Annotated in this window: 19 protein-coding genes and 1 pseudogene; 14 read left to right on the forward strand and 6 right to left on the reverse strand. The window is 69.8% G+C overall.

What is annotated here, in order from left to right:
• The 7 genes and pseudogenes from ACESK8_RS15205 to ACESK8_RS15235 all read left to right on the forward strand — a co-directional run.
• Window positions 1-231: pseudogene (locus tag ACESK8_RS15205) on the forward strand (F0F1 ATP synthase subunit beta); the annotation flags it as partial.
• Window positions 232-233: 2 nt separating this feature from the next.
• Window positions 234-494 (forward strand): F0F1 ATP synthase subunit epsilon, encoded by a 261-nt coding sequence (locus ACESK8_RS15210; protein ID WP_042541845.1) that lies wholly within the window; start codon window positions 234-236, stop codon window positions 492-494.
• 71 nt (window positions 495-565) lie between these two features.
• Entirely contained in the window at window positions 566-1,312 is a 747-nt protein-coding gene (locus ACESK8_RS15215; protein ID WP_372969376.1) for a YaaA family protein, read from the forward strand.
• A gap of 117 nt (window positions 1,313-1,429) precedes the next feature.
• Window positions 1,430-2,245 (forward strand): large exoprotein, encoded by an 816-nt coding sequence (locus tag ACESK8_RS15220; protein WP_372969377.1) that lies wholly within the window; start codon window positions 1,430-1,432, stop codon window positions 2,243-2,245.
• 71 nt (window positions 2,246-2,316) lie between these two features.
• Complete coding sequence (locus tag ACESK8_RS15225; protein ID WP_372969378.1) at window positions 2,317-3,300, forward strand: aldo/keto reductase; 984 nt, start codon at window positions 2,317-2,319, stop codon at window positions 3,298-3,300.
• A 72-nt stretch (window positions 3,301-3,372) separates the two neighbouring features.
• Window positions 3,373-4,170 carry a PP2C family serine/threonine-protein phosphatase gene (locus tag ACESK8_RS15230; protein WP_372969379.1) on the forward strand — a complete coding sequence of 266 codons (798 nt, stop codon included), beginning with the start codon at window positions 3,373-3,375 and terminating at the stop codon, window positions 4,168-4,170.
• Window positions 4,171-4,228: 58 nt separating this feature from the next.
• Window positions 4,229-6,997 (forward strand): FtsK/SpoIIIE domain-containing protein, encoded by a 2,769-nt coding sequence (locus ACESK8_RS15235; protein WP_372969380.1) that lies wholly within the window; start codon window positions 4,229-4,231, stop codon window positions 6,995-6,997.
• A 25-nt stretch (window positions 6,998-7,022) separates the two neighbouring features.
• On the opposite strand, the gene ACESK8_RS15240 is transcribed toward ACESK8_RS15235, so the two are convergent.
• Window positions 7,023-8,018, reverse strand: coding sequence for an asparaginase (locus tag ACESK8_RS15240; RefSeq protein WP_372969381.1), 996 nt, complete (start codon window positions 8,016-8,018; stop codon window positions 7,023-7,025).
• A 70-nt stretch (window positions 8,019-8,088) separates the two neighbouring features.
• Here ACESK8_RS15240 and ACESK8_RS15245 point away from each other — a divergent pair, with 70 nt between their 5' ends.
• Window positions 8,089-8,583 (forward strand): OsmC family protein, encoded by a 495-nt coding sequence (locus ACESK8_RS15245; protein ID WP_372969382.1) that lies wholly within the window; start codon window positions 8,089-8,091, stop codon window positions 8,581-8,583.
• A gap of 65 nt (window positions 8,584-8,648) precedes the next feature.
• Here ACESK8_RS15245 and ACESK8_RS15250 read toward each other — a convergent pair whose 3' ends face one another.
• Entirely contained in the window at window positions 8,649-9,428 is a 780-nt protein-coding gene (locus ACESK8_RS15250; RefSeq protein WP_372969383.1) for a lysophospholipid acyltransferase family protein, read from the reverse strand.
• 123 nt (window positions 9,429-9,551) lie between these two features.
• Here ACESK8_RS15250 and ACESK8_RS15255 point away from each other — a divergent pair, with 123 nt between their 5' ends.
• A complete protein-coding gene (locus ACESK8_RS15255) occupies window positions 9,552-10,541 on the forward strand; it encodes an FKBP-type peptidyl-prolyl cis-trans isomerase (protein WP_372969384.1) in 990 nt (329 codons plus the stop codon).
• 33 nt (window positions 10,542-10,574) lie between these two features.
• Window positions 10,575-11,657 carry a 1-deoxy-D-xylulose-5-phosphate reductoisomerase gene (gene dxr, locus ACESK8_RS15260; protein ID WP_372969385.1) on the forward strand — a complete coding sequence of 361 codons (1,083 nt, stop codon included), beginning with the start codon at window positions 10,575-10,577 and terminating at the stop codon, window positions 11,655-11,657.
• Between the two features lie 76 nt (window positions 11,658-11,733).
• Here dxr and ACESK8_RS15265 read toward each other — a convergent pair whose 3' ends face one another.
• From ACESK8_RS15265 to ACESK8_RS15275, 3 genes are all read right to left on the reverse strand, one after another.
• Window positions 11,734-13,356 carry a Mur ligase family protein gene (locus ACESK8_RS15265; RefSeq protein WP_372969386.1) on the reverse strand — a complete coding sequence of 541 codons (1,623 nt, stop codon included), beginning with the start codon at window positions 13,354-13,356 and terminating at the stop codon, window positions 11,734-11,736.
• 90 nt (window positions 13,357-13,446) lie between these two features.
• Window positions 13,447-14,130, reverse strand: coding sequence for a YcnI family protein (locus tag ACESK8_RS15270; protein WP_372969387.1), 684 nt, complete (start codon window positions 14,128-14,130; stop codon window positions 13,447-13,449).
• A gap of 106 nt (window positions 14,131-14,236) precedes the next feature.
• On the reverse strand, window positions 14,237-14,809 hold the full coding sequence (locus tag ACESK8_RS15275; RefSeq protein ID WP_372969388.1) for a hypothetical protein: 573 nt from the start codon (window positions 14,807-14,809) through the stop codon (window positions 14,237-14,239).
• An 82-nt stretch (window positions 14,810-14,891) separates the two neighbouring features.
• Here ACESK8_RS15275 and ACESK8_RS15280 point away from each other — a divergent pair, with 82 nt between their 5' ends.
• The gene (locus tag ACESK8_RS15280) at window positions 14,892-16,208 is read left to right on the forward strand and encodes an RIP metalloprotease (protein ID WP_372969389.1); all 1,317 of its coding nucleotides are present in this window, start codon (window positions 14,892-14,894) and stop codon (window positions 16,206-16,208) included.
• Between the two features lie 34 nt (window positions 16,209-16,242).
• Here the strand turns inward: ACESK8_RS15280 and ACESK8_RS15285 are convergent, their stop codons facing one another.
• On the reverse strand, window positions 16,243-18,126 hold the full coding sequence (locus ACESK8_RS15285) for a chorismate-binding protein (RefSeq protein WP_372969390.1): 1,884 nt from the start codon (window positions 18,124-18,126) through the stop codon (window positions 16,243-16,245).
• A 230-nt stretch (window positions 18,127-18,356) separates the two neighbouring features.
• Between ACESK8_RS15285 and ispG the strand changes: the two genes are divergently transcribed.
• Genes ispG through ACESK8_RS15300 form a run of 3 tightly spaced genes read left to right on the forward strand, consistent with a single transcriptional unit; the run spans window position 18,357 to window position 20,818 of the window.
• Window positions 18,357-19,508 (forward strand): flavodoxin-dependent (E)-4-hydroxy-3-methylbut-2-enyl-diphosphate synthase, encoded by a 1,152-nt coding sequence (ispG, locus tag ACESK8_RS15290; RefSeq protein ID WP_372969391.1) that lies wholly within the window; start codon window positions 18,357-18,359, stop codon window positions 19,506-19,508.
• Window positions 19,509-19,564: 56 nt separating this feature from the next.
• A complete protein-coding gene (locus ACESK8_RS15295) occupies window positions 19,565-19,897 on the forward strand; it encodes a nuclear transport factor 2 family protein (protein ID WP_372969392.1) in 333 nt (110 codons plus the stop codon).
• A gap of 57 nt (window positions 19,898-19,954) precedes the next feature.
• The gene (locus ACESK8_RS15300) at window positions 19,955-20,818 is read left to right on the forward strand and encodes a hypothetical protein (protein WP_372969393.1); all 864 of its coding nucleotides are present in this window, start codon (window positions 19,955-19,957) and stop codon (window positions 20,816-20,818) included.

The raw sequence follows: 20,818 nt of genomic DNA on the forward strand, positions 1-20,818 counted from the left end.
GTCGTGTCTCGTGCACGTCGCATCCAGCAGTTCCTCTCGCAGAACACCTACATGGCCAAGAAGTTCACGGGTGTCGAGGGTTCGACCGTCCCGCTCAAGGAGACCATCGAGTCGTTCGATGCGATCACCCGCGGTGACTTCGACCACGTCGCCGAGCAGGCGTTCTTCAACGTCGGTGGCATCTCCGACGTCGAAGAGCAGTGGGCCAAGATCCAGAAGGAGAACGGCTGACCATGGCATTGCACGTCAGCCTCGTCTCCGCGGATGCGGAGGTCTGGACGGGAGAGGCGAGCCTCGTGGTCGCCAAGACCGTCGAGGGTGAGATCGGCTTCATGACCGGCCACGAGCCGGTCCTGGCGATCCTCGCCGAGGGCCAGGTCCGCATCACGCAGACGGATGGCACGAAGGTGCTCGCCAACGCGCAGGACGGCTTCCTCTCGATGGAGGGCGACGTCCTGACGATCGTGGCCGGGAACGCCGCGCTCATCGCCTGATCTGTTCTTCCTCACGTCCGCCTCGGCACCGTTCGGTGTCGGGGCGGACGTGTCTGCATCCCCGAGGTCCCATGAAGATCCTGCTGCCGCCGTCCGAGACGAAGCGTCCGGGGGGAGACGGTGCTCCGCTCGACGTCGACGCCCTCGCACTGACCACCCTCGCTGATCGGCGACGAGCCGTGATCGACGCCCTCGTCGATCTTGCAGGGGATGAGGAGACCGCCCGTTCGGTGCTGAAGCTGAGTCCGAAGCAGGCGGGCGACATCGCGCACAATCGGATGCTCCGCTCCGCCCCGACGATGCCCGCCGTCGACCGCTACACCGGCGTGCTGTTCGACGCGCTGGACGCCTCGACCCTCAGCGCGGCGTCGAGACGGTGGCTCGCCTCTCACGTGTGGATCCACTCGGCGCCGCTCGGCCCGGTGGCCGCACTCGATCCGCTCCCGGCCTACCGTCTGGCCGCCGGCACCTCACTGCCGGGACTCCCGGCGTTGCGTCGCCACTGGGCGGAGGCGACCACCGCTGCGATCGCGGACGAGGATCCGGTGTTCGTCCTCGACCTCCGCAGCGAGGCCTACGTGGCCCTCGGGCCGGTTCCGTCATCCGTCCCGTCCGTCTACGTCCGGGTGGTCACCGAGCACGGCAAGGCGCTCAACCACTTCAACAAGAAGTCGAAGGGGCTGCTCACGCGCGCTCTCGCCGAGGACCGCCCCCGGGTGCGCTCGGTGCGGACGTTGCGGACGTGGGCGGACTCGCGGGGAATCGTTCTCCGGGATGCATCCGAGCCCGGCGTGATCGAGCTCGTCGTCGCGGAATGACGTGGATGACACGTGGGGATTTCTCCCCGCGTGTGTCGTTGCCCCGAATATCGGCACACCGATATGGTTGGTGTCGCGGCGCGCAAGGCGTCTGCTCCATCGGATCCGGAGGGGTTCATGTTCTCACTTATCGGCGACGTCAGCGCGGCAATCGCGTCATCGTATAACTACGACGGAGGCGGGGCCGCAGCAGCCGCCTTCTGGCTGATCTACGGCGTCTTCATCTTCATCATCGCGGTCGCCGGCTACGTCCTCAGCGCCCTGTTCCTCATGAAGATCTTCGAGAAGGCCGGAGTCGAGGGCAAGTGGCGCGCCTGGGTTCCGTACTACAACTTCATGATCTTCTTCAAGCTCGGCGACGTGAACCCCTGGCTCGTCTTCGCGAGCCTGCTGACCTGGATTCCGGTGCTCGGATGGCTGGTCGGGATCGGCTTCGCGATCGTCGCCGTCCTCGCCGCCTGGCGCGTGGGGCTCAAGCTGCAGAAGGACTCCGTCTGGGTCGTCCTCTACATCTTCCTCTCGCTCGTCTGGCTCGGCATCAACGCCTTCGACAAGTCGCGCTGGAACCCGAACATCGCTCCGGCTTCGTGGGCGAACAACGGCTTCCTCGCGGACCGCACGGTCTGGCAGGGCATCCCCGTCCAGCCGCGTCCGGCCGCCGGTCCCGCTTACGGCGCGCCCCAGGGCTACGGTGCACCGCAGCAGGGCTATGCACCTCCGGCCCCGCAGGGGTACGCGCCTCCGGCCCAGCCCGGCTACGCACCGCCCGCACAGCCCGGCTACGCGCCGCCCGCCGGTCCTTCGGCTCCCGGTGCTCCCGGCGAGCCCCCCACGGCGCCCCCGACGGCTCCTCCGGCAGCTCCGCAGGTTCCGCCGGCACCCCCAGCAGCTCCGCCGGCTCCGCCGACGAACCCCACTCAGCCTCCGGCCTGATGATGTGACACAGAGCCCCCGACCTCGGTCGGGGGCTCTGTGCTGTCTCCGGAACCCGATAGCGTGGATGCATGCTCACCTCTCACCGCCGGGTAGGGGCCTCCGGCCTTCTCGTCTCTGCCACCGGCCTCGGGTGCAACAACTTCGGACGCACGGGAACGGCGACCGAGACGCTCGAGGGAACGCGGGCGGTGATCGACGCGGCGATCGCGAACGGCATCACCCTCCTCGACACCGCCGACATGTACGGCGCCACGGCCGGCACCAGCGAGACGCTGATGGGGCAGGCACTGGACGGGCGGCGCGATCGCGTCGTCCTCGCCACCAAATTCGGCCACGAGCGCGACATGGGATACGACTTCCCGGCCGCGCGCGGGTCGCGCCGCTACGTCCGCCGCGCCGTCGAGGAGTCCCTCCGACGCCTGCGCACCGACTGGATCGACCTGTATCAGCTGCATCTGCCGGACGCCGACACCCCGGTCGCCGAGACGATCGATGCGCTGGACGAGCTGGTGCGCGAAGGCAAGATCCGGTACTACGGGCACTCGAACTTCACCGGCTGGCAGATCGCCGAGGCGGAGTTCACCGCCAGGGAACGGCACACGGGACGCTTCGTCTCGGCGCAGAACCACTACTCCCTGCTGGCGCGCGCCGCAGAGCGCGAGGTGCTCCCCGCCGTGCAGCGCTACGGCCTCGGCTTCTTCCCGTACTTCCCGCTGCACAACGGGCTGCTGACGGGGAAGTTCACCCGCGAGGGCGGCCCCTCGTCGAGCAGGATCATGTCCAGTCGTCGCCACGTCTGGGAGGATGCCCCGTGGGCCGCGCTGGAGCAGTTCGCGGTGTTCTGCGAAGACCGTGGGATCACGATGCTGCAGGCGGCGTTCGGTTGGCTGCTCGCGAACCCGGCGGTCTCCAGTGTCATCGCCGGAGCCACCTCGCCCGAGCAGGTCGAGGCGAACGCGGAGGCCGGAAGCGTGTGGCGGCCCGATGCCGACGACTCGGCGACGATCGATGCGCTCTTCCCTCTGCCCGACGACCCCGCGGCGCGAGTGTGAGCGTCGTGGTGTCCACTACGATGTGTGAGTATCCCGGGGCGGCCCGACGCACGGGAATTTCGGAGGCTACGAGTGTCTGACACGACGACGAAGACGCGCAGCGTCACGGTGGCGCAGCGACGGCTGGTGCTGTCCTGGGCTGGTGTCACCGATGTCGGCCGGCGCCGCGAGACCAATCAGGACGCGTTCTTCGCCGAGTACCCGCTCTTCATCGTGGCGGACGGCATGGGCGGTCATGCGGGCGGCGAGATCGCCAGCCAGAGCACGGTCAAGCGCCTCGAAGCCGTCGTCGCTTCGGGATCGGTCGAGCGGGGAGCCATCCAGGGTGCGCTGGAACTCGCCGTCGGAGACATCGCGGACCACCCCGAGACCACCGACGAGGGCACCGGCACCACGTTGACCGGTGTGTTCCTCGAGTACGAGGACGACGAGCCGCATTGGGCCGCGCTCAACATCGGCGATTCCCGGGTCTATCTCCTGCGCGATGACCGTCTGGTCCAGGTCACCACGGATCACTCCGTCGTGCAGGAGCTCATCGCCGCGGGCAAGATCAGCCCGGAAGAGGCCGAGGGGCACCCCTACAGCAACGTCATCACGCGCGCGGTCGGTGCCAGCGAGCTCACGGCCCCCGACTACGTCACCCTCGACGTGCGGGTCGGCGACCGCTTCGTGATCTGCTCGGACGGCCTCACCAAGGAGCTGACCGACTACGGCATCCAGCACTTCCTGCGCGAGAACGCGGATCCCGGCGCGGCCGTGGAGGCGATGCTCGCAGCCGCGCTCGAGAACGGCGGTCGTGACAATGTGACGCTCGTGATCGTGCAGATCGCGGAAGAGCCTTCCTCCACAGACGAGCCGGAAGCCGAATAGCTCCTCCCCGCTGTGGACGGCACCCGCGAAGCAGCGCGGATGGTGTCGACTGATCGGCATGGATTCCCCGTCGATCACCCTGCCTTCTCCGGTCGCCGCCCCGCGCAGGCCTCCCACTCCGTTCGTCGCAGCGCTCGTGCCGGTCGCCGCCGGGGTCGTGCTCTGGATGGTGACGGGATCGCTCCTGTCGCTGTGCTTCGCCGCGCTGGGTCCGCTGATGATCCTCGCCTCGCTGATAGACGGAGCGCGGTCGCGTCGCTCCGCGCACCGGCGTGCACGGGACGAGAACGCCGCGGCGTGGACGTCGGCGGAGGAGCAGCTCGCACGGCTGCACGATGACGAGCGCCGGGTGCGTTGGCACCGACATCCTGATGCGGCGACCGCGCTCGCTGAGCCACCGTTGCGCGGTGCCGAGCCTGTCGACGCGACCACCGAGGTCGTGGTGGGCAGCGGGCCGGGGCAGAGCGGGATCCGCGTCGCCGGAGGCGACGACGAACGCGGCGGCGAGTTCCGGCGGCGGTGCGCGGTGATCGACGCGATCCCGGTGTCGGTCGCATTCGGCGGCGGGATCGCGGTGCGCGGGGGCAGGCCGGTGGTCGCCTCGGTCGTACGCGCGCTCGTCGTGCAGATGAGTCTGAAGTTCGGCGCAGCTCAGATCGCCCTCGTCGGAGAGGGGCTCGATGAGTGGGGCGTGGCCGCTCTCCCGCAGGCGGCGGTGCTGCGCCGGGGCGCGTTCCGCGTCGGACTCGCGCATGGCGGCAGCCCTCGCCCGCCCGCCGACGCGGTGCTCTGGGCCCTCGAGCGGGACGCGGCCGTGCCGGAGGGCATCACGACCGTCATCGACGTCCTCGAGCCGCACAGTGCGCGGATGCGCACGCCGCGGGGCGTTGTCGCACTCACCGTCGAGTGTCTGTCATACGCCCAGGCGGTGGCAGTGGCCGCCGCCCGGACATCGGAGGCTGAAGACGGGGATCGGATCCCTGATCTCGTGCGTCTGGCCGACCTCGACGAGATCGCTTCGCGGGTCCCTTCGCACGGTCTGTCGGCGGCGATCGGTCGAGCGGAGGGACGTGATGTGGTGCTCGACATCGTCGATGACGGACCGCACGCTCTCGTGACCGGCACGACAGGCAGCGGCAAGAGCGAGCTCCTGGTGTCGTGGGTGACGGCGATCGCCTCGCGATACGGCCCCGAGCAGGTGAGCTTCGTGCTCGCGGACTTCAAAGGCGGGACGGCCTTCGAACCGCTCAGGTCCCTGCCCCAGGTCGCGGCGGTGATCACCGATCTCGATGAGCACGGCGCCAGACGCGGCGTGTCGAGCCTGACCGCTGAGCTGCGTCGACGGGAGGGGATCCTCGCCGCCGCCGGCGCGCGGGATGTGCGAGAGGTGGGACTCGTGCGTCTCGTCATCGTCGTCGACGAGTTCGCGGCACTCCTGCAGGAGCATCCCGACCTCGGAGCGGTGTTCACCGACATCGCGGCGAGGGGGCGGGCGCTGGGGATGCACCTGATCCTCGGTACCCAGCGTGCCGCCGGCGTGGTTCGTGAAGCCCTCGCGGCCAACTGCCCGCTCCGCCTGAGCCTGCGCGTCTCCGAAGCGTCCGACAGTCGATTCGTGATCGGCAGCGATGCGGCGGCCGACCTCCCCGGCGGTCTCGGCTCGCGCGGCCTCGCCCTGGTACGCCGCCCACAGGACGCCGACGCCGTCCTGATGCGCGTGGGGATGACCACGGCATCGGACAGGGCCGGCATCGCCGAGCAGTGGCGGCAGAGCGTGCCGCCGCAGAGTCCGTGGCTGCCGGCGCTTCCCCGCATCGTTCCGCTCGTCGCCCTCCGGGACGGCACCCAGGACGACCGGCTGGTGCTCGGCCTCGCGGACGAGCCGGAACATCAGAGGCAGCCGCTCGAGACCATCGCCGTCGGCACCGACCGGGGGATCGCGGTGATCGGTGGCCCCGGCTCGGGGCGGACGGCCGTCGTGCGTGCCCTCACCGCGCAGAGTCCGAGCGTCGTGCGAATCCCGCGCGACCTCGAGGGCGCGTGGGACACCGTCACGGCGCTCGCAGACGGCAGCCGCCCGCTCCCCGCACTGGTGGTGTGCGATGACATCGACGCTCAGCTCGGAGGTCTGCCGGCAGAGCATGCCCAGCACCTGGCTCGGCTGTGGGAGCAGACCCTGCGCGCGGCGTCCGGCACGACCTTCGTGCTCACAGCGACTCGCGCAGGCGGCGCAGCGGGTCGGATCCTCGAGATGCTCCCCGAACGGGGGCTGCTGCGGATGGCGAGCCGAGTCGATCACCTCGGCGCAGGGGGAGACTCCGCCGGCTTCGATCCGGCGCGCCCGCCGGGCCGGATGAGAGTGCGGGATCGCGAGGTGCAGGTGGCGTGGGTGCCCGGGGAGGATGCACCGGGCATCGCTCCGCTCCGCGGGCGTTCCCGCGCGAGGGGCGTCGCACACTGGCGGCCGCATGCCACGCTCACAGGCCTGGTGACCGCAGGAGCTTCCGCGGTCGCGGCTCTGCTCGCATCTGCGTATCCGGAGTGCTATGTCCGGACGCTGTCCGACGGGAGCGAGATCCCCGACGGCACCCGACCGGTGTTGCTCGTCGGCGACGCCGAGTCATGGCACCGCAGCTGGTCACTGTGGCAACGCGTCAGAGCCGAGGGGGAGATCCTCATCCGCGTCGAGAGCCCGGGCGACCTGCGACAGCTGGCCGGCGTCCGGGAGGTGCCCCCGTACGCGCGCCCGAACGCGGGCAGAGCGTGGTCCATCCTGGCCGACGCCGGTCCCCGCAGAGTCGTGCTTCCGGCACTCAGCGCGCGGTGAGCACCCCGCGCCGGTCGGCGATCTGTCAGAGGCTCGCGCTGACGCGGATGCGGCCGACCTCTGCGCCGCCTCCGAGCACTTCGAGGGACAGCGCGTCGGCGAGGGACGCGACGTCCGCATCGCTCAGCGCACCGGCGCGGGCCAGCAGCGTCGCCGCGACGATCGTCGTCGCACGGGCTGCGCCGTCGAGCATCTTCAGGGCGACCGTGGTGCCATCAGGGCCGACCATGACCATCACGCCTTCCGCACCGCCCTTCGCGAAGACGCCGAGCTTCTCGATGGCGATGGTGTCGGGGCGCCCGGGGCCGTCGATCGTCCAGGGGTTCTCCTTGACGGCCTTCACCAGGGAGCCGGCGACACGGTGCAGAGCGAAGGGGGAGCGGTCCGAGGCGGCGCCGATCCGATGGATGGCTCGCGCGAGGCCCGTGAGGGTGAGGGCGTAGACAGGGGCGCCGCATCCGTCGATCGCGGTGTGCGCGACCTTCTCACCGGTCAGCCGCTCGACCACGTCGCGGATGTGCACCTGCAGAGGGTGGGCCGGATCGAGGTACCCGTCCGTGGGCCAGCCGGTGGCGACGCACGCCCGCAGCATCGCGGCATGCTTTCCCGAGCAGTTCATCCGGATGCGGGTCTGGGCTCCGTGCTCTCGCACCAGCTCATCCCGCGCCGCGGTGTCGCTCGGCCAGGCAGGCGGGCACGCCAGGTCGTCCTCCGTGAGCCCGCCCTCGGTGAGCACGTTCCGCACGGTCGACGCATGACGGTCCGTACCGGAGTGGCTGGCCGTCGACATCGCCAGCTGCTCACCTTCCAGGGACGCGCCGGCCGTGATGCAGGCCACCGCCTGCAGCGGCTTCAGGCTCGAGCGCGGCAGCACCAGCGCATCCACGTTCCCGTATCGGGCGACGACGTCACCGTCGGGGGAGAGCACGACAGCCGCTCCCGCGTGGCGGGATTCGACGAATCCGCTCCGCTCGACGACGGCGAGTTCCACGGCATCCTGCACAGTCAGAGTCTCCAGCACCTCCCCAGGATATCGTCGTCGGCGGTCGGGCGATCGCCGGCGGGGACTCGGCGGCTGGCAGACTGGGGGCATGGCAGATCGATCAGCGCCCCTCGGAGAGCACCGCTACGCGCTCACGTCCACGTGGACCGGCAACTCGGGTACGGGGACGAGCGGATATCGCGAGTATCGACGCGACGTCACGCTCGAGGTCGAGGGGAAGCCCGAGATCCTCGCCTCCGCCGACAAGCCCTTCCGTGGAGACCCGTCCCGCTGGAACCCGGAGGACCTCCTGCTGGCTTCGCTCTCGGAATGCCACCTCCTGTCGTACCTGCATGCCTGCGTGACCGCGGGGGTCGTCGTGGTCTCCTACCGCGACACGGCGTCCGGGACGATGCGTGAGGACGGCACGGGCGGAGGCGCGTTCGTCGAGGTGATGCTGCGCCCCGAGGTCGTCGTCGCCGAGTCGTCGATGATCGAGGCGGCAGAGCGAGCGCATGCCCAGGCGCACGACTGGTGCTTCATCGCCAACTCGATGAACTTCCCGGTGCGTCACGAGGTGACCGTGCGAGCGGCGACGGACTGACCGGCGCGTGGCGACCGACTGACCTCCGTCAGCAGATCCCTGCCTGCGTCAGCGGCGCTCGTGCGTCAGCGGCGCTCGTGCGGCAGCGCCTGCTTGATCTTCTCGATCGTGCCCTGCGCAGGAGCCTCGTTGTAGGCGTCGGCCAACTCCTGACCGGACAGCGCGTGGATCGCGGCCATGATCTCGTCGGTGGCCTGGCGCCGGGCGCGGCCGCTGGACGCGGGGCCGTGCGGCGACAGGTCGAGAGGCGTGCCGAAACGGACGGTGATGCGCTCTTTCAGGGTGGGCATCTTCGCGCCCACCGGCATCACCTTGTCGGTGCCGATCAGTCCGACCGGCACGACGGGAGCTCCGGTCTGCAGGGCGAGGAAGGCCACCCCCGTGCGCCCCTTGTAGAGACGTCCGTCGGTCGACCGCGTGCCCTCCGGGTACAGCGCGACGGCGAGCCCTTCCTCGAGGAGCTTGCGCTGCACGTCCAGCGCGTCGAGCGCGGCCTGGCCGGCTCCTCGGCGCACGGGGATCGCTCCGATGGACTCGAAGAAGGTCTTGCTCAGCCAGCCGCTGAACCCCGTGCCCTCGAAGTAGCTCGACTTCGCGAGGAAGTGCACCGGCCGGGGGGCTGCGACCGGGATCGCGATCGAATCGATGAACGAGAGGTGGTTGCTCGCGAAGATGACCGGACCGTCGAGAGGCACGTTCTCCCTGCCCTCGATGCGGGGTCGGTAGATCGTGCGGGCCAGTGGCGTGATCAGGCCGCGTCCGAGGGAGTACGCGAAACCGGCGTGACGAGGCTGCTGAGTCTCTGCTGGCGGAGTTTCGGGCTCCGCGGACTGCTCTGACGTCATCAGAGCAGGTTACCCCCGGTTCCATGCCGAGTCGGGAATGAAGCGCCTGAGCGCGCCTCCCAGCATCGACAAAGGGGTATGCGAGATGATGGGGTGTCCTGCCCGCGATCCTGAGGTCTCACTGTGCGCACGCGTCCCCTGCTCGTCCTGTCCACTGTCGCTGCGGCGACCCTTCTGCTGGCGGGATGCTCCGGTGGCGCGACTCCGGAGCCGACCGACAGTCCTGACGCATCCGCGCAGAGCTCCTGTCTCGCCGACCTCAAGTCCGGCGCCGGCTCCGACGCGGTCTCCGTCGAGGGCGAGGGGGCCGCGGCGAAGGTCACCGTGCCCGAGGGCACCGAGATCGCCGAGGCCGAGCGGTCGGTGATCGTCGAGGGCGATGGTGACGACGTGGCACCCGGCGACCTCGTGTCGCTGCGCTACCAGCTCGTGGACGCCACGACCAACGAGGTGCTGAGCACGTCGGAGCGGGGAGTGGACGGCGTTCTGCCCGCTCTGCTGCCCGTGCAGCAGCCGCAGCAGATCGTCGACCCGACGCAGTCGACGGTGTTCACGGTCGCCGCCGAGTGCCTCCCCATCGGCTCGAGCGTCGTGCTGACTCTTCCCGCCGCGCAGGAGGGCTCGCACCCGAGCATCCTCTACGTCGAGACGATCGAGGAGCTCCCGACGACCGCCACGGGCTCCGACGTCGACCCGGAAGAGGGGATGCCGAAGGTCGAGCTCGATGACGCCGGTTCGCCGAAGATCACCCTTCCGGATGCCGATGCACCTACGGAGACCGAGGTCGCCGTCCTCAAGCAGGGCGATGGCGCCACGGTCGGAGCCGGAGACCTCGTCACGGTCCAGTACCGCGGCGTGAAGTGGTCCGACGGCAGCGAGTTCGACTCGACCTGGAGCCGGGATGCGGCACCGTCGCAGTTCCAGACCAGTGGCGTCGTGACGGGCTTCAAGATGGCGCTCGAGGGGCAGAAGGTCGGCTCCCAGGTCATCGTCACGATGCCGCCGAAGGACGGCTACGGCGAGGGCGAGATCAACGAGACGGACCTCGTGGGCGAGAACCTGACGTTCGTCGTCGACATCCTCGGCACCACGCCGGTCGAGCAGGCCGAGTAGGACCGCCCGAGGACGACGCCATAGGCTGGCGGCATGCGTCGCATCATCGTCCTCGGCTCCACCGGTTCCATCGGCACCCAGGCGCTCGACGTCATCAGGGCGAATCCGAGGCGCTTCGAGCTCGTCGGCCTCGCCGCGGGGTCGAACGCCGAGATGGTCGCCGAGCAGGCGGAGACCTTCCAGGTCGAGCACACCGCCCTGGGCGCGGTCGAGGCGGAGCAGCTGGTGCGCGACGTCGAGGCGGATGTCGTCCTCAACGCGATCACCGGATCCATCGGGCTGGGCTCCACTCTGGCTGCGCTCGAATCGGGTCGCACCCTGGCGCTGGCGAACAAGGAATCCCTCATCGTCGGTGGCGAGCTGGTGCTCGCTGCCGCTGCCCGCGACCAGATCGTCCCGGTCGATTCGGAGCATTCCGCCCTCGCGCAGGCACTGCGCAGCGGCACCCACGCAGAGGTCCGCCGCCTGGTCGTGACCGCGTCGGGCGGGCCCTTCCGCGGCCGCTCTCGTGAGGAGATGCAGCAGGTCAGCCCCTCCGAGGCCCTCGCGCACCCGACCTGGGACATGGGCCGCATGGTCACGACGAACTCCGCGACGCTGGTGAACAAAGGGCTCGAGGTCATCGAGGCGCATCTGCTGTTCGACATCGCCTACGACGACATCGAGGTGGTCGTGCATCCGCAGTCGATCGTGCACTCGATGGTGGAGTTCATCGACGGGTCGACGATCGCCCAGGCGTCGCCGCCCGACATGCGACTGCCGATCTCGCTCGGACTCGATTGGCCGAACCGCGTCGGCGGCGTCGGTCGCCCGCTCGACTGGACGCAGGCGACCTCGTGGACCTTCGAGCCGCTCGATGATGCGGCGTTCCCCGCCGTCGATCTCGCCAAGGCGGTCGGACGTGCCGGAGCGACGTTCCCCGCCGTCTACAACGCCGCGAACGAGCAGGCGGTGGACGCGTTCCACGAGGGACGGCTGCCGTTCCTCGGCATCGTCGACACGATCGCCCGTGTGGTCGACGCCCACGAGCCGCCGTCGTCGCTCACCGTGGAGTCGCTCGCGGACGCCGAGGCGTGGGCCCGGCGCAAGGCCGATCAGCTGATCGCACAGGCGTGATCGCTCAGGCCTGACAGCTTGGCCCGAGCGCCCGGACCTGTGCACGCACGCCAGGCCCATCCTCGCGCGGGAAGAGTCAGTCCTCGTCGGGGTAGGGAACGGGCCAGCTCGAGTCCGGCACCGGCCATCCTGCCGCGCGCAGAGCCCGGCGGGCGAGCTCGCGCGCCGAATAGGGCGTGCGCACACCGCGGATGTCGCGGTAGTCCTGGTGCCCGGGCCCGGCCCACAGGATCGAGTCGCCGTCGCCGACCAGTCCCACAGCCGCCACGATGGCCGCTTCCGGGGGCGAGAACTCGTGGATCTCCGCGTCCGGACGCGCTCTGCGGGCACCCTCGACGAGCGTGGCCCTGATCGAGTCGGGATCTTCGTGCCGGGGGTGGTGGTCCGTGACGACCAGGATGTCGCTGCCTTCGACGGCGGTGCGGGCCATGTCGAAGCGCTTGCTGGCGTCGCGGTCGCCGTCGGCGCCGAACAGCATCAGCACCTTGCCGGGGGTGACGCGGCGGACCGCGGCGAGCGTCTTCTCGAAGGCATCCGGCGAGTGGCCGAAGTCGACGAAGACGGACGGGCCCGTGTCGCCGGAGACGAGCTGCGTGCGTCCGGGAAGGTGCGCGCGGATGCCGCCGTCGCGGTCCAGCGCGGAGACGATGCGCTCCCAGGCGTACCCGCCCTCGAGGAGCATCACGATGGCCAGCGCAGCATTCGCGGCCATGTGGGGTCCGATCACGGGAACCGTGGTGGTCAGAGTTCCTGCGGGACCGGTGAGGGTGAACGTGGTGCCGGAGGTCCGCTCGTCGTCGATCACGACGACCCAGTCCGCGCCGGCGGCTGCTTCCGCGTCGGCGGCGATCGACGGTGTGCCGACGGTCACGACGGGGATCTCGGAGCGCTGCACGACGACCGATCCCGAGGGGGAGTCGAGGCAGACGACGCCCCGGACGGCCCGATCCGGGCGGAACAGCGGCAGCTTCGCCTCGAAGTACTCCTCCATGTCGGCGTAGTCGTCGAGGTGGTCATGGCTCAGGTTGGTGAAGCCGGCGACGTCGAAGCGGATGCCGTCCACACGATGACGTGACAGGGCCTGCGCGCTGACCTCGACGGCGACCGCCTCGACGTCACGCTCGCGCATCAGGGCGAGCAGGGCATGCATCTCGGACGCTTCGGGAGTGGTGAGCCGCGAGACGATGACCTCGCCGGCGATGTGCCGCTCCGCGGTCGAGGAGAGCCCCGTGACGACGCCGAGCTGGTCGAGGATGCCTTCCAACAGGTGAGACACGCTCGTCTTGCCGTTGGTGCCCGTGGTGGCGAACAGCAGCGGCAGCGGTTCGCCGGCGCCGGTGCCGTAGACCCAGGCGCTCAGTGCGCCGAGCACACCGCGCGGGTCGTCGACCACGAGGACGGGGAGCCCCGCGCTCTCGGCGATCTCGGCGCCGGCTTCATCGGTGATGATCGCGACGGCGCCCTTCTCGGCGGCGGTGACCGCGAAGTCGGCGCCGTGGCGGTTCACGCCCCTGATCGCGACGAACGCCTCGCCGGGGCGAAGATCGGCGGTGGCGAGGGTGATCCCCGTCAGGGCGATCCCGTTCACCTCGCCGCGGACGTCCCGAGCGAATCGAGAGGCGAGTTCGGACAGCTCACGCCGGGGCGGGTTCGCGGGGCGGAGCACAGGAGGCAGGCTCGGTTGTTGTTCAATCGACATGTCTCATCCATGTTCTCACGGCTTGCGACGGGAGCCGAGGTACGGCACGTCTCCTCGTCCGCCGCGCGAACGAGGAGACGTGCCGGATCGTCAGGCCCTGCGGCGGTAGGCGAGGACGGAGACGACCAGCGCGGCGATGCCGGCGACGAGGCCGCCTGCGCCGAGAGCGGTCGCGAGCGCGTCGGGCGCGTCGCCGGCGTCTGCGGCGTCTTCGGCATCCGCGCCGTCTGCTGCGCCGTCCGTCGCATCGTGCCCGCCGTGCTCGCCGCCTGCGGCTGCGACGACGCTCACGACCGGTGCCGGGGCGTCGAGGCTGTGCGGGTCCTCGCCGTCTTCGGCGAGCTGCGTCCACTCGGTACTGCCTTCGACGCAGGTCTGGACCACCGGGAAGGCGAGAGTGTCCGGGGTGCTCTCGTCGAGCCCCACCGACATGCTGACGGCCCCGCGGAGCTCGTTGGGCACGGGTGCGACAGCGGTGTAGGTGACGGCGCTCACGAGGCCGTCGTCGCCCTTCTCGATGTCGATCGTCCAGTCGCTGTCCATGGTGGGTGCGACGGAGGCGAGCCCCTCGGGCATGGTGACCCTGAGCGAGGTGGTGGGTGAGTTGTCGCAGCCGTGGGCGAAGGAGAAGGTCAGTACTCCGTGGTCTCCGGCGACGAGCTCATCGGGGCTGACGCTGACGTGGGCACTGGCCATCATGGGGATCGCGAGCGCGAGGACGGCGCCTCCGATGATCCCGGTGGTCACGGTGCGGCGGGTGGTGAGGGTACGCATGGTGGAACTCCTGATTGTCGCTGTGCGGGCGCGCAGAATGCGCGACATCCGCGGAAGGATGGTCGACGCCTCCTCGATCTGGTGAAGCGACGAGGCGATGCGGGGATCAGGCGACGGAAGGAGGACCTCGGCGAGACACCGAGGACGAGAGTGCCGCGCTGACCAGCAGCGGCAGAGGCGCGACGGGAAGAGCGGGGCGCTCGTACCGCGCCTGGAGCACGGAGACGGCGCGACGCAGCCGTCCCTGCACCCATCCGGCGATCGCGCGGACCGTCGCCTCGCCGTGCCAGAGCACGCCGACGGTCAGGATGGCCGCAGCGAGGTGCGCCAGCAACATCGCCGCGTCGGGTGCAGCGGCGGAGGAGACGGGCCCGAGGATGCTCAGGTCGAGATGGTGCTGATGCCCCGAGAGCACCGTCGTTCCGGTCGGTGCTCCGAGCAGCTGGAACACGACGTGGAAGGCGCTCTGGCTCACCACGACGGTCGCGGCGACGCGGACACGCGATGCGCGCACTCCGATGAGCAGCGCGGCGAACGGGATGAGCAGCACGGCCATGGCGAGGAGGAGCAGCGGATGCGGTGCCGCACCGCCCGCCACCGTGTGCGAGACCCCGGCGAGGAGCGTCGCGACCGACGACGCCGATGCCGCGCGCAGGAGTCGCAGCTGGCGGGTGGTCACGCAATCAGCCTAGTGCGACCGCGGCGGCGCGCCAGGCACGGCCCCCGGCGTATTCCTAGGCGGCGAGCACTACCTTGGGGGAGTGGAAGCACTGCTCTATCTGGGTGGCATCGTGTTCATGCTGATCGGCCTCGGCCTCTCGATCGGTCTGCACGAGGTCGGCCACCTCCTGCCTGCGAAGCTGTTCGGCGTGCGCGTCGGGCAGTACATGATCGGATTCGGACCCCGGCTCTGGTCCCGACGCATCGGCGAGACGGAGTACGGCTTCAAGCTGCTGCCACTCGGCGGATTCATCTCGATGTCGGGGATGTATCCCGCATCCACCACTGCGGGACCGGCGAAGGGCGTGTTCCGCGCGCTCGTCCAGGATGCCCGCTCCGCCAACGACGAGACGATCGCCGAGGGTGCCGAAGACCGTGTCTTCTATCGACTTCCGGTCTGGAAGCGGGTCGTGGTGATGCTGGGCGGCCCGCTCATGAACCTGATCCTCGCGGTCATCATCTTCACGGTGCTCGTGTCCGGCATCGGCGTGCAGCAGGGGACCACCACGATCGCATCCGTGAGCCAGTGCGTGCTTCCCGCCGACTCGACCGCGACCGAGTGCGCTCCGGATGATCCCGCGACGCCGGCCGCCGAAGCCGGGATCAAGCCGGGAGACGTGCTGGTGTCCGTCGGCGGTGAGCCGGTCACGACCTTCGCCGAGGCGACGGCCATCGTACAGGCGTCGCCGGGCGAGTCCCTCGACCTCGTCGTCCGTCGTGACGGTGAGGAGGAGACGCTGCTCATCACCCCGGTCGAGGCCGAGCGAGCCATCACGGATGCCAGCGGTCAGCCCGTTCTCGACGACGACGGACAGCCGGTCGTCCGTGAGGTCGGCTACGTCGGCATGGGCGCGCAGATGGGCTTCGTGCAGCAGCCGCTGAGTGCGGGCCCGCAGATGGCCGCCGACACGGTCGCCCGCGTCGGCTCGATGATCCTGACCCTGCCGGTGCGCATCTGGGATGTCGGGGTCTCTCTCGTCACCGGCGGTGAGCGGGATCCCAACGGACCGCTGAGCGTCGTCGGCGTGGGTCGGATCGCGGGAGAGGTGGCGGCCACGGACGCTCCCGTCCTGAACCGCTTCGCCGTGCTGCTCGGCCTGCTCGGCTCGCTCAACGTCGCGCTGTTCGTGTTCAACCTGATCCCGCTGCTGCCCCTCGACGGCGGTCACGTCGTGGTCGCGCTGTGGGACGGCATCCGACGAGCCTGGGCGAAGCTGTTCCGTCGTCCGCCTCCCGCGCCGGTCGACGCGACCAAGCTCGTGCCGCTGACCGTGGTCGTGGCGACCCTGCTGATCGCGATGGGTGCGCTGCTGCTGCTCGCCGACGTCTTCAACCCGGTGAACATCTTCGGCGGGTGAGCCCGCCGTTCACAGGCTCCACCGCTCGGCGCGCTCAAGCCAGGGCGTGCGCGACCAGTCGCTCGAGGGTGCGGATGCCGTCGCGCGACAGGATCGACTCCAGGTGGCCCTGCACGGAGGCGAAGCGCTCGCCGCGGAGAGCGTAGACATCGCCCGTCTCGGGATCCGCCGAGACCTCGGCTGTCTCCGCCCTCGCCGAACCGGGGGCGACCCGGGCGGTGAAGGTGTTGTAGAAGCCGATGGAGGCGTCCTCGCCGAACACTGGCACCGCCTTCTGCAGACCCTGGTGCGGCGCATCCAGGGGCACGAGGTCGATGCCGAGCCTGTGGCTGAGGATCTGGTGGCTCAGGCATACGGCGAGCAGTGGCGCTCGTGCCTCGATGCGCCGCGACACGACCTGACGCATGCGAGCGATCCGCTCGCTCTCGACGTCCCGGGGGTCTCCGGGGCCCGGCCCCGCGACCACGAGATCAGCGGAGTCGAGCTCCGCGTCATCGACGTGGCTCCACGCCCTGATCGTGACGTCGAGTCCGAGGTGGCGCAGCTGGTGCGCGAGCATCGTGGTGAAGCGGTCCTCGGCGTCGACGACGATCGCGGATGCTCCGGAGAACGGACCGGTGAAGCCGTCGCCCTGCGGGTTCAGCCAGAAGTCGGCGAGCCGTCCGTTGCGGGACGCCAGGAGAGCCGCGACCGTGGGGTCAGCGGCGAGGGACTGCGGGGCGGCCGGGGCATCCGCATCCTCCCGGGCCTCGGCCGCGTCATCGCGGTCGATCGCTCCGATGGCTCCCAGCACTCCGGCGGCCTTGCCATGGGTCTCGGAGACCTCGCCGTGCGGATCGGAGTGCCGGACCAGCGTCGCCCCGACGGGCACGCTGAGCGAGCCGTCCTGGAGGTAGACGGTGCGGATCAGGATCGGGGCGTCGAGGTCGTGCCCGCCCTCCGCGTTCGGTGTGAACAGTGCGGCGACGCCGGAGTAGTACCCCCGCGGCTTGCGCTCGTGCCTGCGGATCACGGCACAGGCGTTCTGCATGGGCGAGCCGGTGACCGTCGGCGCGAACATCGTCTCCCGGAGGATGTCGCGAGGGTCGAGCGCGCTGCGCCCCCTGAGCATGTACTCGGTGTGGGTGAGGCGCGACATCTCCTTGAGATGCGGGCCGGTGATGCGTCCGCCGTCCGAGCACACGGCGCTCATCATCTTGAGTTCCTCGTCGACGACCATGAAGAGCTCCTCGGTCTCCTTCGTCGAGGAGAGGAACTCGACCAGCGTCTCCTTCGTGGCGCCGCCGGCGGGATGGCGGAACGTGCCGGAGATGGGGTTCATGGTCACGACGCCGCCGCGCGCCACGACGTGCGCCTCGGGGCTCGCGCCGACCGCGATGTGGCCGGGCGTCACGACGGCGAACGTCCAGTAGGCGCCGCGCTCGTGGGTGAGCAGGGCACGGAACCAGGTGAGGGCCGCCGTGCGGTCGTCGACATCGATCTCGGCGGTGAAGTCGCGACGGATCACGAAGTTGGCGCCTTCGCCCCTGCCGATCTCGTCGGCGATCACGGTCTCGACGATGGCCGCGTACTCCTCGTCCGCGATGTCGAACCCGCCGTCGCGCAGGGGCACCGCTGCGGTCGGCAGCTCGGCCAGCAGCTCGGAGGTCGGCAGGTGGAGGTGCTCGTCCACCACGATGCATCGCAGGGGAGCGCCGTCGTCCTGGGCGACGAACCCGCGCTCGCGGACCTGACGGTAGGGCACCATCGTGAAGATCTCGCGCGGAGCACCGTCGATCGTCAGGGGGATGTCGGCGAGCAGGTCGACGTCGACGACGTCGCCGGTGAGCAGCTCGACGGTGTCGGAGCCGTCGCGGGCGATGAGCACGAAGGAGGCGGACGGGTCGGCGGTGAGCTCGGCAAGACGTGAGGGGGTCATCGGTGTCTCCTGTGCGTGGCTCCGGCTCGGCTCAACGAAAAGACCGCCCCGGAGGCGGTCTGGATTCGTGGGAACGCGAACACACCGCCTAGGAGGCGGGCCACCAGGTGAAGTTCGCGAGCATGGGCTGAAAACTATCACACCGACCGCGGCCGGACCCGCCGCGTGACGCGGAGATCCGCCCCGTGCGCTTCCAGCCCTCGCCCATCCAGGCGGCGTAGGCTGAGGGGGTGCCAGCAGTGAATCTTGGGATGCCGAAAGTCCCCGAAGTCCTCGCCCCGCGCCGCAAGTCTCGCCAGATCAAGGTCGGCAAGGTGCTCGTCGGCGGTGACGCTCCCGTCACCGTGCAGTCGATGACGACGACGAAGACGACGGACATCAACGCGACCCTGCAGCAGATCGCGGAGCTGACCGCATCCGGATGCGAGATCGTCCGTGTCGCCGTGCCTCACCAGGACGATGCCGACGCGCTGAAGATCATCGCGATGAAGAGCCAGATCCCGGTGATCGCCGACATCCACTTCCAGCCGCGCTACATCTACACCGCCATCGACGCCGGATGCGGCGCGGTGCGCGTGAACCCGGGCAACATCCGCGAGTTCGACGGCAACGTCGGCAAGATCGCCGAGGCCGCCAAGGCCGCCGGAGTCTCGCTGCGCATCGGCGTGAACGCGGGGTCCCTCGATCGCCGCATCCTCGCCAAGCACGGCAAGGCCACTGCAGAGGCACTCGTCGAGAGCGCCGTCTGGGAGGCGTCGCTGTTCGAGGAGCACGACTTCCACGACTTCAAGATCTCCGTCAAGCACAACGACCCCATCGTGATGGTCAAGGCGTACCGCCAGCTCGCCGAGCGGGGCGACTGGCCGCTGCACCTCGGCGTGACCGAGGCAGGGCCCGCGTTCCAGGGCACGATCAAGAGCGCCACGGCGTTCGGCATCCTGCTCGGTGAGGGGATCGGCGACACCATCCGTGTATCGCTGTCCGCACCGCCCGCCGAAGAGGTGAAGGTCGGGCATCAGATCCTGCAGTCGCTGAACCTCCGTGAGCGCAAGCTCGAGATCGTGTCGTGCCCGTCGTGCGGTCGCGCGCAGGTCGATGTCTACACGCTCGCCGAGAACGTGACCGAGGGTCTCAAGGACATGACCGTTCCGCTGCGCGTGGCCGTCATGGGCTGCGTCGTCAACGGTCCCGGGGAGGCGCGCGAGGCCGACCTCGGCGTCGCGTCCGGCAACGGCAAGGGCCAGATCTTCGTCAAGGGCGAGGTCATCAAGACCGTTCCCGAGGCCGACATCGTGGCCACGCTGATCGAAGAGGCCAACCGTATCGCCGCCGAGATGGGCCCCGCGGCCCCGGTCGGCACCGCGCAGGTCGTCACGGTCTGAGGCCCCGCATTCCGGGCTCTCACCAGACGGTCTGACCAAGAACACAGGAGACGACGTTGTCCGAGCACTTCCTTCCCACGCCGGCTCAGGCGATGGTCGACGCGATCAACGCTGCGGACACCGAGGCGTTCGTCGCCGCGTTCTCCGCCGATGGGTACGTCAGCGATTGGGGAACGGTGAAGGCCGGCCCCGACGGCATCCGCTCGTGGGCCGAGACCGATGCGATCGGCGCCGGTGCGAGGATGACGGTGCTCCGCGCGACCTCGGACGGCGGCACCACGCGCATCCGATTCGCGTGGACCAGCAGTGTGTTCACCGGCGAGTCGGATGGCATCTTCGTCATCGACGGCGACACGCTCGCCAGCTTCACCATCCCGCCCTCGCACTGAGCGGGGTCGAAGTCCCACCGCTCTCGCCGATCGCGTCGAGCTCACCCAAGGAGTCCCATGCCGTCCACGACAGTGTCCTTCGCCGACGGAGCCGTCTCCGGATCGAGCACCGTGCAGCGCGTCGACCTCACGCCGGACGGTGCGGTCGTCGTCGTCGACGCCACGCCCTTCCATCCGGTCGATCACACCTGGCCTGACCAGCCCGGAGACAGCGGCGAGATCTCGGTCGACGGCGCGACAGTCCGTGTGGCCGAGGCAGTGATGGCCGCCGTGGCGGATGACGGGACCTTCGCGGTGGCGGATGACATCCCCGTCAAGCGCGGTGCCGACGGGTGGACGTGGCTCGTCGGGCACCGACTCGACGGCGAGGCACCCGCCGCCCTCATCGAGGGCGCTCGGGTGGAACTCACGGTGGACCCGACGCGGCGGTCGGGCCTCAGCCGAGGCCACACCGCCTGCCACCTCGCGTCGCTCGCCCTCGATGGCGCGCTGGCGGATCTGTGGCGCAAGGATCCAGGGACGGATGCTCTGGGCAGCCCGAACTTCGAAGCGCGGGCCAACCAGTCCAGCCGCATCCACGAGGACGGCGCGGTCGACGAGTACCGCCTCGGCAAGAGTCTGCGCAAGGCGGGTTTCGACACCGAGGGCTTCGCGGTGACTCTCCCTGAGCGTGAAGCGGCGATCAACGCTCAGCTGTCGGCATGGGTCGAGTCCGCGGCTCCGAGCCGGATCGTCACCGAAGGACCGACGATCGTGGATCGACGCAGCTGGCACTGCGAGCTTCCGGAAGGGACGGCGGAGATCCTGTGCGGGGGAACACACGTCCGGTCTCTGGCTGAATTCGTGTCGATCTCGGTGACGCTCGAGCTCACCGATCCTCAGCTGCTGGTCATGACGACGACGGCTGTTCCCGCCGTCTGA

The organism is Microbacterium sp. (assembly GCF_041641055.1).
Lineage (GTDB): Bacteria > Actinomycetota > Actinomycetes > Actinomycetales > Microbacteriaceae > Microbacterium.